Raw genomic sequence first — 12954 nt, 5'->3', positions numbered from 1 at the left:
GTGGGGGGCCTTCCGTTCTCGTATGTGAACGCGAAGCGCCTTTATGAACAGGCGCGTTGGTCGGAGACGGTAGGTACAGACCAATGCGCCGTCAAGGTTCCGCGCACGAGAAAGGGCCGCACCCCTGCTGGGATGCGGCCCTTGCGTCTTCGGCGGTCAGCGGACCTCGGTGATCTCCGGTCCGCGCTGGAGCTGGCCCATTCCGCCCGCGAAACGGGAGCCCTCCTCCTGCTGCACGCCCTCCGGGACCATCTGGGCGTCGTTCGGCAGCTTCAGGACGATGGGGTCGCGAGGCGCCATCGGGCCCTCGCCGCGCACCACGACCGTGTCGCGGAAGATCTGCTCCAGGAGCCCGGCGGCCTGCGGCTGCACCGCGCCCTGGCCCGAGATCACACCGCGCAGGAACCAGCGGGGGCCGTCCACACCGACGAACCGCACGACCTGGAAGCCGCCGGTGCCGTCCGGCAGCTGAACGGGGACCTGAGCGCGCAGCTCCCAGCCGAGCGGGCCCTCGACCTCGTCGACGATGCCGCCCTGCTGGGTGATGCCGGTGCCGATCTCCTCGCGCACCTCGCCCCAGATGCCCTCGCGCTTGGGCGCGGCGAAGGCCTGCAGCTGGATGGCGCTGTCGCGCAGCACGACCGTCGCCGCGACGATCGCGTCGCCCGCGACCTCGACCCTGAGCTCCATGCCGTCGACGCCCGGCACGAACATGCCCCCCAGGTCGACCCGGCCCTCGGCCGGGTCGCGCACCTCGGAGCTGTCCCAGGGTCCGTCGGGGCGCGGCGCCGGTTCGAGCCTCAGGCGCCCGCCCTCTTCGTCCGCCTCAGTGTCGACACCGTCGACGACCTGCTCGGCCTCGCCGGCCGCGTCCTCGGCGGCATCCCTCTTCTTGCGACGTCCGAACACGTCACTGTCCTTCCCGGTCGGATACGACCGAAGCGTATCGATTCCCACCCGCCCGACCGCCCAGGGCGGCCTGACCGCTTGTGCCGTTCGTCCCGTCCACCGCCGCGTGGCCTCCGGTGGACCCGAAGCCCCCCTCGGCCCGCACGGAGCCGGGAAGCTCCGCCACCTCCCGGAAGCGGACCCTCTCGACCTGCTGGACGACCAGTTGGGCGATCCGGTCGAAGCGCTCGAACCGCACGGCCTCGCGCGGGTCGAGATTCACCACGATCACCTTGATCTCCCCACGGTACCCGGCATCAACCGTCCCCGGGGCATTCACCAGGGCGACGCCGCAGCGCGCGGCCAGGCCGGATCGCGGGTGCACGAAGGCCGCGTACCCCTCCGGCAGTGCCACAGACACCCCCGTGGGCAGCACGGCCCGCTCCCCGGGCGCCAGTTCGCACGCCTCGGTGGTGCGCAGATCGGCCCCCGCGTCACCGGGGTGCGCGTACGACGGGAGCGGTACGTCGGGATCGACGCGCCGGATCAGCACGTCCACGGGCGGGCGGCTCACGGGTTCACCTCGAAGGCACGGGCGCGCCGGACCTGGTCCGGGTCGTTCATGGCCACCCGGATCTCCTCCGGGCGTCCGTGGTCGACGAAGTGGTCGACCTTCACCTCGATGAAGAGCGCGTCGGCGCGCACGGCGACGGGCCCGTCGGGGCCGCCTACCCGGCCGGTCGCGGTCGAGTAGATCTTCCGCCCGGCCACGGCCGTCACGCGGGCCTCCAGGTGCAGCGTGGTGCCGACGGGCACGGGCCGCACGAAGTCGGTCTCCAGCCGCCCGGTCACGGCGATCGTGCGCAGCAGCCAGTTCAGCGAGCCGAGGGTCTCGTCCAGGGCGCTGGCGAGCACACCGCCGTGCGCCAGGCCCGGCGCCCCCTGGTGCGCGGGCTGCACGGTGAACTCGGCGGTGAGGGAGACGCCCTCGCCGGCCCGCGCCTCCAGGTGCAGCCCGTGCGGCTGGTCCCCGCCACAGCCGAAACACTGGCCGTAGTGCGCGCCGAGGAGTTCTCCGGGCGCCGGGGCGTCCGGATGACGTACGGGCGGCGCGGCGTCGGCCGGGGGCTGAAGAGCTGCGGAAGTACCACTCACAGGCGCAGACCTTACCCGCGCGTCGGCCCGCCGCGGACACCGTGCCAAGCTTGGCTCCATGCAGCTCTCCGCCGCCCCCTACGAAGAACGCCTCACCGCCCCGCGGACCTGGTGGCTGATCTCGTTCCTCGTGGGCGTCTCCATGGCCCTGGTCCTGCTCCCGTTCGGCACGCTGCCGATGCTCGGCGGGCTGGCCGGGGGCACCGCGGTCGCGGCCGTCGCCGCGAGTTCGTACGGTGCGGTCCGCATCCGGGTCGTGGGCGACGCCCTGATCGCCGGGGAGGCGCGGATCCCGGTGGCGGCCCTGGGCGAGGCGGAGGTGCTGGACGCGGAGGAGGCCCGCGCCTGGCGCACCCACAAGGCCGACCCGCGCGCCTTCCTCCTGCTGCGCGCCTACATCCCCACGGCCCTGCGCGTGGAGGTCACGGACCCGCAGGACCCGACGCCGTACCTGTACCTGTCGACGCGCGAGCCGGAGCGGCTGGCACAGGCGCTGCGCGCCGCGAAGCCGCAGTAGCACAGCCGCTCGGGGCTTCACCCGGGAGAAGGCTTTCCCCCCGGGAGACGGGCAGCGGACGGCGACGGCGTGGGGCGGACGGCGGCCCGGCTCAGGGCCCGCCGTCCTGCTTTCCGTCGTCTCTTCCGCGGTGCTCACGGTCGTCGTGGCGACCGAGGGGATCGTGGGTGATCTCGCCCATGCGCAGGGCGTCCGCCGGCTGCTCCAGGGCGGGCAGCGCGTCCAGGGCGTCCCAGGGCACCTGGATTCTGCGCAGGTCTTCGCGGATCCGCCCGGCGAGCTTTCTCGTCTCGCTGCGGTTCATGGCCGCGCCCACGGCGGCCCCCACCAGGAACGGCAGCAGATTGGGCATGTTGCGGACCATCCGCTTCATGATCCGCTGGCGCAGCTCGCGCTTCATGCGGCTGTTCAGGGCCGTGCTGAAGGTCGACGGCTTGGTCGCGTCGATGCCGCGCTCCCCCGACCAGGAGTCCAGGTACGCGGTGCTGCGCTGCTTGAGGTTGCCGGGCGGTCGTACGCCGTAGACCTCGTGGAGTTCGGCGATCAGCTTGAGCTCGATCGCGGCGACGCCGGTGACCTCGGCGGCCAGTTCCGTCGGCATGGCGGGCGGCACGGGCAGCATGGCCGCCGCACCGACGCCGGCTCCGACCGTCGCCGTCGCCTTCGCGGCGCCCGCCACGAGCTTGTCCGCGAGCTCCTCGGGCCCGAGGCCGGGGAACTGCCTGCGCAGCGTCGCCAGGTCCCGCACGGGGACCCGCGGGGCCAGTTCGATGATCCGGTCGGCGAGATAGGCGAGGCCCGCACGGGCCCTCTCACCGCCCTTGTGGGCGCTCTGCCTGGCCCGCTCCCGGATCGCCCCCGCCCGCCGCCGGGCGACGGGTGCGGGGACGTCCACGGACGCCGGGAGGTCACCCCGGTCCGCTGCCGGTTCGAGCGAGGCCGCCCCCGTACCGGTGGAGCCTCGCTCGTCGTCACGCGCGCCGTACTGCGGGCCGTCGTCGGTCGGCCCTTCGTCCGCCTTCCGCTTGGAGAAGCGGCGCTTCCAGGGAGGGGTCGAGCCAGTCACGGCCGACCCGCCCTCAGTCGCAGTCGCGGCAGATCGGCTGACCGTTCTTCTCCCGGGCCAGCTGGCTGCGGTGGTGCACCAGGAAGCAGCTCATGCACGTGAACTCGTCCTGCTGCTTCGGGAGCACCCGGACGGCCAGCTCCTCGTTCGAGAGGTCCGCCCCGGGCAGCTCGAGGCCTTCGGCGGCCTCGAACTCGTCGACGTCCACGGCGGAGGCCGACTTGTCGTTCCTCCGGGCCTTCAGTTCTTCGAGACTGTCCGAGTCGACGTCGTCGTCGGTCTTGCGTGGAGTGTCGTAATCGGTTGCCATGTCGCTCTCCCCCTCTGGGTGTCTGCGGTGTCTCCAGCGCACGTAACGCGTGAGAGGCCGGACTTGTGCCCGACCTGAGGCGGAGATTTTGCCTCACATCAAGGTCTGTTACTCAATCGACACCCAACCGGACTCCTCACGAGTGATCGGCTTGGATGGCGATGGGGACCGTACACGGTCCGAATGCCGCACTTCAAAGGCGTCTCACCGTGTACTTCCCGTGATCAAGACCCTCGAAAACCGGGATTTTCCCGGCTTTCCGACAGGGTGCATGATCACGGAGAGTAGATGGCCGGAAAGGCGCCCCTGTGATCGATCACACACGGGGCCGATGCGGCGAACCTTGCGAAATTCCGCGCAAAGCGAACATCCCCGCGTGTCGCCGAGTTGATCGGCGCCATGATCTCAGATGGGCAGCGTGACTCGCATCACGAGCCCCCCTCCTTCACGGGGCTGGGCGTAGATGTGCCCGCCGTGCGCCCGGGCCACGGAGCGGACGATGGACAGACCGAGCCCGACGCCCTTGTCGCTCCCGGTGCGCTCGGTGCGCAGCCGCCGGAACGGCTCGAAGAGGTTGTCGATCTCGTACGCCGGCACGACCGGGCCCGTGTTGGAGACGGTCAGGACCGCCTGGCCGTGCTGCACCTCGGTGGTCACCTCGACCCAGCCGCCCTCGGGCACGTTGTAGCGCACGGCGTTCTGCAGCAGGTTCAGTGCGATCCGCTCCAGCAGCACGCCGTTGCCCTGGACGACCGCGGGTTTCCGTTCGCCGCGGATGGTCACGCCCTTGCCCTCGGCCTCGCCGTGGACCTGGTCGATGGCCTGCCCGGCGACCTCGGCCAGGTCCACCGGGCCCCGCTCGACGATCTGGTTGTCGCTGCGGGCGAGCAGCAACAGCCCTTCCACCAGCTGCTCGCTGCGCTCGTTGGTGGCCAGCAGGGTCTTGCCGAGCTGCTGGAGCTCCACCGGGGCGCCCGGGTCGGACAGGTGCACCTCCAGGAGGGTGCGGTTGATCGCCAGGGGCGTTCTCAGCTCGTGCGAGGCGTTGCCGACGAAGCGCTGCTGGGCGGTGAAGGCGCGCTGGAGCCGCTCCAGCATGTCGTCGAAGGTGTCCGCCAGCTCCTTCAGCTCGTCGTCCGGGCCGTCCAGCTCGATCCGGCGGGAGAGGTCCGAGCCCGCCACCGCGCGGGCGGTACGGGTGATCCGGCCCAGCGGCGACAGGACGCGCCCCGCCATGGCGTAGCCGAAGGCGAAGGCGATGACCGCGAGGCCCAGCAGCGCCAGCAGCGAGCGGCTGAGCAGGTTGTCCAGGGCGTTCTGGCGCTGCTCGTTGACGCAGTGGTTCATCGCGTTGTTGAACTCGCTGGGCGAGGCCTGGTCGGGCAGGTTGCAGATGTCGCTGGTGACCTTGCCCTCGACGATCTTGAACGGCAGATCACTGCCCACGTTCAGGGCCTGCGCCGCGAGCAGGTAGATGATCGACAGCAGCAGGATGCCGGCGATCAGGAACATGCCGCCGTACAGCAGCGTGAGCCGTATGCGGATGGTCGGGCGCAGCCACGGGAAGGGCGGTACGGGCCTTCTGGGATCCCAGGTGGGCTTGGGGGGCGCCTGCGGAGGCGCGGGGGTCGCTGCCACGGGGGATCAGATCCGGTAGCCGGAGCCGGGGACGGTGACGATGACGGGCGGCTCTCCGAGCTTGCGGCGCAGGGTCATGACCGTCACGCGCACGACGTTGGTGAACGGGTCGGTGTTCTCGTCCCAGGCCTTCTCCAGCAGCTGCTCCGCCGAGACGACGGCGCCCTCGCTGCGCATCAGCACCTCCAGGACGGCGAACTCCTTGGGCGCGAGCTGGACCTCCTTGCCGTCGCGGAAGACCTCGCGGCGGTTGGGGTCGAGCTTGATGCCCGCGCGCTCCAGCACCGGCGGCAGGGGCACGCTCGTGCGCCGGCCCAGGGCGCGGACGCGGGCGATGAGCTCGCTGAAGGCGAAGGGCTTGGGCAGGTAGTCGTCGGCCCCGATCTCCAGGCCCTCGACGCGGTCGCTGACGTCGCCGGAGGCCGTGAGCATCAGCACGCGCGTGGGCATGCCGAGTTCGACGATCTTGCGGCAGACGTCGTCGCCGTGCACGAGCGGCAGGTCCCGGTCGAGGACGACCACGTCGTAGTCGTTGACGCCGATGCGTTCCAGGGCGGCCGCACCGTCGTAGACGACGTCGACCGCCATGGCCTCCCGGCGCAGTCCGGTGGCCACCGCATCGGCGAGCAGTTGCTCGTCCTCGACGACGAGTACGCGCACGTCCCTTGTCCTTCCTGATGTCCGCCCGCGCCACGCTCTTCGGGCGCACGCGGGCAGGGGGCTTCGACGGTGTCGGTGTGTTGCCTCCATCCTGCCCTTTTCGGCCATAAGTCGGAGGTAAGGCAGGTGCGGGGCCGTGGGGGCGCCGGGGAATAAGAGATTTTCTCCCGCGGTTAGGTTTCCACGGAAGGGAGCTTGGGGAGGACGGCTTTACATCCCACGATCACCCTCTGCAGGTACCGCACCACCATGCGGTGCGCACCAACCGCTTTTCCGCAGGGCGGCCGTGGGTGTCCGGCACCGTCGCCGCCCAGCCGAGCGGCGCTGGGCATCCGCAGGAGACGTGATCGTCCCTTCCGATCGGCACACCCCCGTGCCATCTACCCACGACCCAGGACGAGGGGGCGCAGCATGGACGCATTCACCGCAGGACTTCTGCAGCGCATAAGGGCGACCGAGTCCGATCTGTCCCGGGCTCGCGACGAGGGCGACGAGTTCCTCGTCGAGGTGGAGCAGGGTGAGCTCGACGACCTGCGCCGTCTCGCCGCCGAGCACGGTGTGGAGGTCAGCGCGACGAGCGTCTGACTCAAGGCCTGTACGGCGGGCCCCGGCGAATCCAGCGCCGGGGCCCGCCGCTTTTGTCCCGCGGGGGCGTTCACACGGTGTTCGCAGGGCCGTCGGCCGTTGTTCGCCGGGCGGCGCGGCGCGGCCGTTGCCCGCCGGGTGCCGGGGTTTCGTGGTGCCACCGGCTGTTGCCTGCGGGTGGCGGGAGCCGCCTTCCGGAACCCGGCGTGGGCCGTCCGCCGGCGCCGGTCGTTGCCCGCCGGGCGGCGGGAGCCACTGTTTCGCCGCCCGGCGTGGGCGTCCTCAGTCGTGCCAGGCGCCGAAGTCCTCCAGGAGGCGCTGGAGGGGTTCGAAGACGCCCGGGGTCCCGGCGACCGTCAGGTCGCCCGAGGGGCGCTCTCCGGGGCGTCCACCGGTCAGCGCGCCCGCCTCCCGGGCGATCAGGTCGCCCGCCGCGAGGTCCCAGGCGTGCAGTCCGCGCTCGTAGTAGCCGTCGAGGCGTCCCGCGGCCAGGTCGCACAGGTCGACGGCCGCCGAACCGCCGCGCCGGATGTCGCGCAGCAGCGGGATCAGCCGCCGGGCGACCTCGGCCTGGTGGGCGCGGACCTCGGCGACGTAGTTGAAGCCCGTGGAGACGAGGGCCTGATCGAGGGGCGGCGCGGGGCGGCAGGCCAGCCGGCGTTCGCCGTCCCAGGCGCCGGTGGCCCAGGCGCCCTGTCCGCGCACCGCGTGGAACGTCTCGCCGCGCATCGGGGCCGTGACGACGCCGACCACGGTCTCGCCGTCCTGCTCGGCGGCGACGGAGACGGACCAGGTGGGCAGCCCGTAGAGGTAGTTGACCGTGCCGTCGAGGGGGTCGATCACCCAGCGGACGCCGCTCGTGCCCTCGGTGGAGGCGCCCTCCTCGCCGAGGATGCCGTCGTCCGGGCGGTGCTCGGCGATCAGCCCGGTGATCAGCTTCTCCGCGGCGATGTCCATCTCCGTGACGACGTCGATGGGGCTGGACTTCGTCGCGGCGACCGCCAGGTCGGCCGGGCGGCCGTCCCGCAGCAGCGCGCCGGCGCGGCGGGCGGCCTCCTGGGCGAGTGCGAGCAGATCGGAGTGCAGGGGGTCGGTCACGGGGCTCCTCACGCGTAGGGGCTGTCGGCGCCCGCGGCGGCGGGCCGGGGGGCGCGGGCCGGGCAGCAGCCGACCGGGCAGAGGTCGTGGCTCGCGCCGAGCGCGCCCAGGGCGCACGGCGTGACCTCCTGCCCGCGCTCGGCGGCGGCCCGCTCCAGGACGAGCTCACGGACCGCGGCGGCGAACCTCGGGTCGTCCCCGACGGTGGCCGAGCGGCGCATCGGCAGCCCCAGCTCCTGCGCCTTGGCCTCGGCCTCCGTGTCGAGGTCGTAGAGGACCTCCATGTGGTCGGAGACGAAGCCGATGGGGGCGATCACGACGGCCGGGACACCGGCCGCGTGCCGCTCCTCCAGGTGGTCGCAGATGTCGGGCTCCAGCCACGGGATGTGCGGGGCGCCGGAGCGGGACTGGTAGACGAGCTGCCAGGGGTGGTCGACGCCGGTGCGCTCCCGGACGGCCTCGGCGATCAGCTTCGCCACGTCCAGGTGCTGCCGCACGTACGCGCCGCCGTCGCCGTGACCCTCCACGGGCCCGGAGGTGTCGGCGGCGGACGTCGGGATCGAGTGCGTCGAGAAGGCCAGGTGCGCCCCGTCGCGGACGTCCGCGGGCAGCTCCTCCAGGGAGCGGACGACCCCGTCGATCATGGGCTCCAGGAAGCCCGGGTGGTTGAAGTAGTGCCGTAGCTTGTCGATCTTCGGCAGCTCCAGGCCCTCGCTCTCCAGGGCGGCGAGCGCGTCGGCGAGGTTCTCGCGGTACTGGCGGCAGCCCGAGTACGACGCGTAGGCGCTGGTGGCCAGGACCAGGATGCGGCGGCGGCCGTCACGGACCATCTCGCGCAGGGTGTCGGTGAGGTACGGCGCCCAGTTGCGGTTGCCCCAGTAGACCGGCAGGTCCAGGCCGTGCTCGGCGAAGTCCTTGCGCAGGGCGTCCAGCAGGGCGCGGTTCTGGTCGTTGATGGGGCTGACCCCGCCGAACAGGAAGTAGTGCTGCCCGACCTCCTTGAGGCGCTCGGTGGGGATGCCGCGCCCGCGGGTCACGTTCTCCAGGAACGGGACCACGTCGTCCGGGCCTTCCGGGCCGCCGAAGGAGAGCAGGAGCAGGGCGTCGTAGGGGGTGACATCACGCGCGTCTGGCATGAGTCCGATCCTGCCACCCTGCACTGACAGCCGGGAAACGGCGGGGTGACACCCGCGCGGCGGCGGCCCCGGCCGGTTCCGGGAACGGTCGAACAGGTGCGCCGGAGAGGCCCGGAGCCGTAAGCTGTGTCGACTGCGTTCGCAGCTTACTGAGCCTTTCGGAGTCCCCGTTGCCCAGCCCCTACCGCGCCCTGTTCGCCGCCCCAGGCACCAAGGGCTTCTCCGCCGCGGGCTTCCTCGGCCGGATGCCGCTGTCGATGATGGGCATCGGCGTGGTCACGATGGTCTCCCAGCTCACCGGGCGGTACGGCCTGGCCGGTGCCCTGTCGGCGACGATCGCGCTGGCCGCGGCGGTGGCCGGACCGCAGGTCTCGCGTCTGGTCGACCAGTACGGGCAGCGGCGGGTGCTGCGCCCGGCGACGCTGGTCTCGCTCGCGGCGGCGGCCCTGCTGCTGCTCGCCGCGCACTACGGATGGCCCGACTGGGTTCTGTACGTGGCCTGCGTCGGCATCGGCTGCGTGCCCAGCGTGGGCGCGATGATCCGGGCCCGCTGGGCGACCCTGTACCGGGGCACTCCACAGCTGCACACCGCGTACTCCTTCGAGTCCGTGGTGGACGAGGTGTGCTTCATCTTCGGGCCGATCATCTCCATCGGCCTGTCCACGGCCTGGTTCCCGGAGGCCGGTCCGCTGCTCGCCGCCTGCTTCCTCGCGGTGGGCGTCTTCTGGCTGACCGCGCAGCGCGCCACCGAGCCCGAGCCGCATCCGCGCGAGCGCAAGGGCGGCGGCAGCGCGCTGCGCGCACCTGGACTCCAGGTGTTGGTGGCCACCTTCGTCGCCACCGGGGCGATCTTCGGTGCCGTCGACGTGGTGACCGTGGCCTTCGCCGACGAGGAGGGACACAAGGCGGCCGCGAGCGTCGTCCTCGCGGTGTACGCGGCGGGTTCCTGTGTCGCGGGCATGGTCTACGGGCTGATGCACTTCGCCGGGGCACCGGAACGTCGGTGGTTGCTGGGCGTGTGCGCCATGGCCGTGAGTATGATCCCACTTCTACTGGTCGGAAACTTGCCGTTCCTGGCCGTGGCGCTGTTCGTTGCGGGTCTGTCCATCGCGCCGACGATGATCACGACGATGTCCCTCATCGAAGAGCACGTACCACGCGCGCAGCTCACCGAGGGCATGACCTGGGTGAGCACCGGGCTCGCGGTGGGGGTCGCGCTCGGCTCCTCCGCGGCCGGCTGGGTGATCGACTCCGCCGGGGCTCGCGCCGGGTACGGGGTTCCGGCCGTGTCCGGGGCCGTCGCGGTCGCGGTGGGTTTCCTCGGTTACCGCCGGCTCAAGCGGCCGGCTCCGGGTCGGGGAGGCTCCGTTGAGCAGCACAGCGAGCGGAAAGAACGGCACGTGGCGTAACTGGGGCGGCAACGTCTCCGCGCGCCCCGCGCGGGAGGTCACCCCGGCCTCCGTCGACGAGCTGGCCGACGCCGTGCGGCAGGCCGCCGAGGACGGCCTGCCGGTGAAGCCGGCCGGTTCGGGCCACTCGTTCACCTCCATCGCCGCGACGGACGGCGTGTTGATCCGCCCTCAACTGTTGACCGGCATACGCAGGGTCGACCGGGAGAACATGACGGTCACGGTGGAGGCCGGCACCCCGCTCAAGAGACTCAATGTCGCGCTGGCGCGCGAGGGCCTGTCGCTGACCAACATGGGCGACATCATGGAGCAGACCGTCTCCGGCGCCACCGGCACCGGGACGCACGGCACGGGCCGGGACTCCGGTTCGATCGCCGCCCAGATCAAGGGCCTGGAGCTGGTCACCGCCGACGGTTCGGTCCTCACCTGCTCCGAGAAGGAGAACCCGGAGATCTTCGCGGCCGCCCGCATCGGCCTGGGCGCCCTGGGGATCGTCACCGCGATCACGTTCGCCGTCGAGCCGATCTTCCTCCTCACGGCCCGCGAGGAACCGATGCCGTTCGACCGGGTTCTGGCGGACTTCGAGGAACTGTGGGCCGAGAACGAGCACTTCGAGTTCTACTGGTTCCCGCACACCGGCAGCACCAACACCAAGCGCAACAACCGCAGCGCGGGTCCCGAGCAGCCGGTGCCGCAACTTAAGGGCTGGATCGAGGACGAGTTCCTCTCCAACGGCGTCTTCCAGGTGGCCAACTGGGTGGGCCGGGCGGCGCCCGCGACGATCCCCTCGATCGCCCGGATCTCCAGCAGGGCCCTGTCCGCTCGGACCTACACCGACATCCCTTACAAGGTCTTCACGTCGCCACGCCGGGTGCGTTTCGTGGAGATGGAGTACGCCGTTCCGCGTGCGGCCGTCGTCGAGGTGCTGCGCGAGCTGCGCACCATGGTGGACCGCTCGGGTCTCAAGGTCAGCTTCCCCGTCGAGGTGCGCACCGCTCCGGCCGACGACATCACCCTCTCCACCGCCTCCGGCCGCGACAGCGCCTACATCGCCGTGCACATGTTCCGGGGCACGCCCTACCACCGGTACTTCACCGCGGCCGAACGCATCTTCACCGCCCATGAGGGCCGTCCGCACTGGGGCAAGATCCACACCCGGGACGCGGAGTACTTCTCCCGGGTGTATCCGCGCTTCGGCGAGTTCACGGCGCTGCGGGACCGCCTGGATCCTGATCGGCTGTTCCGGAACGACTACTTGCGGCGGGTGCTGGGGGCGTAGGCGACGCGCTGGGGGTGGTGCGCTCCGGGTCCTCGCTTCCGGTTTCGTCCGGCGTCGGGGTGGAGCCGGACACCGAGCCACCCGAGCCGCCGGGGGAAGGCGGGACGTCCCCGCCGGGTGCGGAGCCGGTGGACGGAACGTCCGTGGCACCGCCGTCACCTTCCGAACCCGCGTCGGAACCCTCGGGCGTCGGGGAGCCGCCCGGGGCGCCCGGCTTCTCCTTCCCCGAACCGCCGGAGTCCGGCGCGGAGTCGCCGCCGCCGGAGAAGGCGTCACCGACAGTGGTGCTGCGTCCGCCACCGAGGGGGTGGCCGGACGCCAGCTCGTAGGTGGTGATTCCGGCCATGGCGACACCGAACACGACGGCCGCCGCGAGCACCGGCCGCTTCCAGCCCCGGGCCCGGGCGCGGTAGACGGTGCCCCTGGTGAACTCGCCGGACGGCGAAGGCGATTGCGGCGCCGACACGGCTGCCGGGGTCGCGGGCACGGCCGTCGCACCGCGGAGCTGTTCGCCGGTGCGCTTGAAGAAGTGCTGGAAGAGGGAGCCTCCACACGTGGCGACGACGCTGACCACGCCGGCGCCCAGGATCGTGCCGTACACCCCGAAGTACGAGGCCAGTTTGGCCGCCAGTACCGCGGCCAGGGCACCACCGGCCACCTGCGGCACGTTCAGATCGAGTCTCCTGGACGTCCCCGCCCTGGGCTCGTCCCTCTCGCCCATCTCGCCGACACCATCGGGCCTTTCACGCATCCCCGGACCTTGCCTGCCTTTCCCATACATGGTCGATCAACTGCACAAGAAGGGGACGTGCGACCGAAACCCTTAGTTCCGATTCTGGCGATTACGTGAAGTTCCCCACGTTCAAGATCGAGGAAGCGGGGCATGGGGCGGCCAAGTCCCCCCTCTTGCCAGAAGTTGGGCGGCGTGCCAATCCACGCACGTGGCCCGAATGGAGTACTGTTGCGAGCCCTGGGTCCGGTCTCCCGTCAGGGTGCTCGGGACCTTTGAGGACCGCCGGGAGGGGGCTAGTTGCACAGGGTGATGAAGTTCGTCACTTAGCGTTGCGAATAGGTAACCGTGCCATAACGGCGATCCAGGGCCCGCGCCCGACACGCCGGGCAACTCGGCAAGGTTGTGGCAGGCTGCACCCGGGCAGGCCACACTCGACTAGCGGAAGCAGCGACGCACGTGACGTCGGCAGGCACCACCCGG

At 71.5% G+C, this 12954-nt stretch carries 14 protein-coding genes; 4 read left to right on the top strand and 10 right to left on the bottom strand.

Going from position 1 to position 12954, the window contains the following annotated elements; all coding sequences use genetic code 11:
• Positions 1-156: 156 nt before the first annotated feature.
• Genes ACIGAQ_RS00570 through ACIGAQ_RS00560 form a run of 3 tightly spaced genes read right to left on the bottom strand, consistent with a single transcriptional unit; the run spans position 157 to position 2043 of the window.
• A complete protein-coding gene (locus tag ACIGAQ_RS00570; protein WP_094053904.1) occupies positions 157-909 on the bottom strand; it encodes a DUF3710 domain-containing protein in 753 nt (250 codons plus the stop codon).
• A 1-nt stretch (position 910) separates the two neighbouring features.
• The gene (gene dut, locus ACIGAQ_RS00565; protein WP_311683309.1) at positions 911-1462 is read right to left on the bottom strand and encodes a dUTP diphosphatase; all 552 of its coding nucleotides are present in this window, start codon (positions 1460-1462) and stop codon (positions 911-913) included.
• Positions 1459-2043, bottom strand: a complete 585-nt coding sequence (locus ACIGAQ_RS00560) for a PaaI family thioesterase (RefSeq protein WP_399778076.1) — start codon at positions 2041-2043, stop codon at positions 1459-1461. The genes dut and ACIGAQ_RS00560 overlap by 4 nt, the downstream gene beginning before the upstream one ends.
• Before the next feature lie 58 nt (positions 2044-2101).
• On the opposite strand from ACIGAQ_RS00560, the gene ACIGAQ_RS00555 reads away from it, so the two are divergent.
• Positions 2102-2560, top strand: a complete 459-nt coding sequence (locus ACIGAQ_RS00555; protein ID WP_399778074.1) for a DUF3093 domain-containing protein — start codon at positions 2102-2104, stop codon at positions 2558-2560.
• 91 nt (positions 2561-2651) lie between these two features.
• Here the strand turns inward: ACIGAQ_RS00555 and ACIGAQ_RS00550 are convergent, their stop codons facing one another.
• The 4 genes from ACIGAQ_RS00550 to ACIGAQ_RS00535 all read right to left on the bottom strand — a co-directional run bounded on the left by ACIGAQ_RS00550 (position 2652) and on the right by ACIGAQ_RS00535 (position 6234).
• Entirely contained in the window at positions 2652-3626 is a 975-nt protein-coding gene (locus ACIGAQ_RS00550; RefSeq protein WP_399778072.1) for a hypothetical protein, read from the bottom strand.
• A gap of 13 nt (positions 3627-3639) precedes the next feature.
• A complete protein-coding gene (locus tag ACIGAQ_RS00545; RefSeq protein WP_003993510.1) occupies positions 3640-3936 on the bottom strand; it encodes a DUF4193 domain-containing protein in 297 nt (98 codons plus the stop codon).
• Positions 3937-4341: 405 nt separating this feature from the next.
• Positions 4342-5574 carry a HAMP domain-containing sensor histidine kinase gene (locus ACIGAQ_RS00540; RefSeq protein ID WP_311683318.1) on the bottom strand — a complete coding sequence of 411 codons (1233 nt, stop codon included), beginning with the start codon at positions 5572-5574 and terminating at the stop codon, positions 4342-4344.
• Positions 5575-5580: 6 nt separating this feature from the next.
• Positions 5581-6234 carry a response regulator transcription factor gene (locus tag ACIGAQ_RS00535; RefSeq protein WP_003993508.1) on the bottom strand — a complete coding sequence of 218 codons (654 nt, stop codon included), beginning with the start codon at positions 6232-6234 and terminating at the stop codon, positions 5581-5583.
• Positions 6235-6645: 411 nt separating this feature from the next.
• On the opposite strand from ACIGAQ_RS00535, the gene ACIGAQ_RS00530 reads away from it, so the two are divergent.
• Positions 6646-6819 (top strand): hypothetical protein, encoded by a 174-nt coding sequence (locus ACIGAQ_RS00530; protein ID WP_184989363.1) that lies wholly within the window; start codon positions 6646-6648, stop codon positions 6817-6819.
• A gap of 282 nt (positions 6820-7101) precedes the next feature.
• Here the strand turns inward: ACIGAQ_RS00530 and ACIGAQ_RS00525 are convergent, their stop codons facing one another.
• Together ACIGAQ_RS00525 and ACIGAQ_RS00520 are read right to left on the bottom strand one after the other, a co-directional pair.
• Positions 7102-7917 carry an inositol monophosphatase family protein gene (locus ACIGAQ_RS00525; RefSeq protein WP_311683319.1) on the bottom strand — a complete coding sequence of 272 codons (816 nt, stop codon included), beginning with the start codon at positions 7915-7917 and terminating at the stop codon, positions 7102-7104.
• 8 nt (positions 7918-7925) lie between these two features.
• A complete protein-coding gene (locus tag ACIGAQ_RS00520; protein WP_311683320.1) occupies positions 7926-9053 on the bottom strand; it encodes a ferrochelatase in 1128 nt (375 codons plus the stop codon).
• A gap of 170 nt (positions 9054-9223) precedes the next feature.
• On the opposite strand from ACIGAQ_RS00520, the gene ACIGAQ_RS00515 reads away from it, so the two are divergent.
• On the top strand, positions 9224-10462 hold the full coding sequence (locus ACIGAQ_RS00515) for an MFS transporter (protein ID WP_399778069.1): 1239 nt from the start codon (positions 9224-9226) through the stop codon (positions 10460-10462).
• Complete coding sequence (locus ACIGAQ_RS00510) at positions 10422-11741, top strand: D-arabinono-1,4-lactone oxidase (RefSeq protein ID WP_311683324.1); 1320 nt, start codon at positions 10422-10424, stop codon at positions 11739-11741. Before ACIGAQ_RS00515 ends, ACIGAQ_RS00510 begins: the two co-directional genes overlap by 41 nt.
• Here ACIGAQ_RS00510 and ACIGAQ_RS00505 read toward each other — a convergent pair.
• A complete protein-coding gene (locus ACIGAQ_RS00505) occupies positions 11665-12492 on the bottom strand; it encodes a hypothetical protein (RefSeq protein WP_399778067.1) in 828 nt (275 codons plus the stop codon). The two genes, ACIGAQ_RS00510 and ACIGAQ_RS00505, sit on opposite strands and share 77 nt — an antisense overlap.
• Positions 12493-12954 lie beyond the last annotated feature (462 nt).

Source organism: Streptomyces sp. NPDC085932 (assembly GCF_044540525.1).
GTDB lineage: Bacteria > Actinomycetota > Actinomycetes > Streptomycetales > Streptomycetaceae > Streptomyces > Streptomyces levis.
This window is presented reverse-complemented; position numbering and strand designations above follow the sequence as displayed.

What these genes read in the sequence shown, in the direction of transcription:
- ACIGAQ_RS00530 (WP_184989363.1), top strand. Translation starts at nt 6,646, where the DNA reads ATGGACGCATTCACCGCAGGACTTCTGCAGCGCATAAGGGCGACCGAG.
- ACIGAQ_RS00520 (WP_311683320.1), bottom strand. Translation starts at nt 9,053, where the DNA reads ATGCCAGACGCGCGTGATGTCACCCCCTACGACGCCCTGCTCCTGCTC.
- ACIGAQ_RS00555 (WP_399778074.1), top strand. Translation starts at nt 2,102, where the DNA reads ATGCAGCTCTCCGCCGCCCCCTACGAAGAACGCCTCACCGCCCCGCGG.
- ACIGAQ_RS00505 (WP_399778067.1), bottom strand. Translation starts at nt 12,492, where the DNA reads ATGCGTGAAAGGCCCGATGGTGTCGGCGAGATGGGCGAGAGGGACGAG.
- ACIGAQ_RS00545 (WP_003993510.1), bottom strand. Translation starts at nt 3,936, where the DNA reads ATGGCAACCGATTACGACACTCCACGCAAGACCGACGACGACGTCGAC.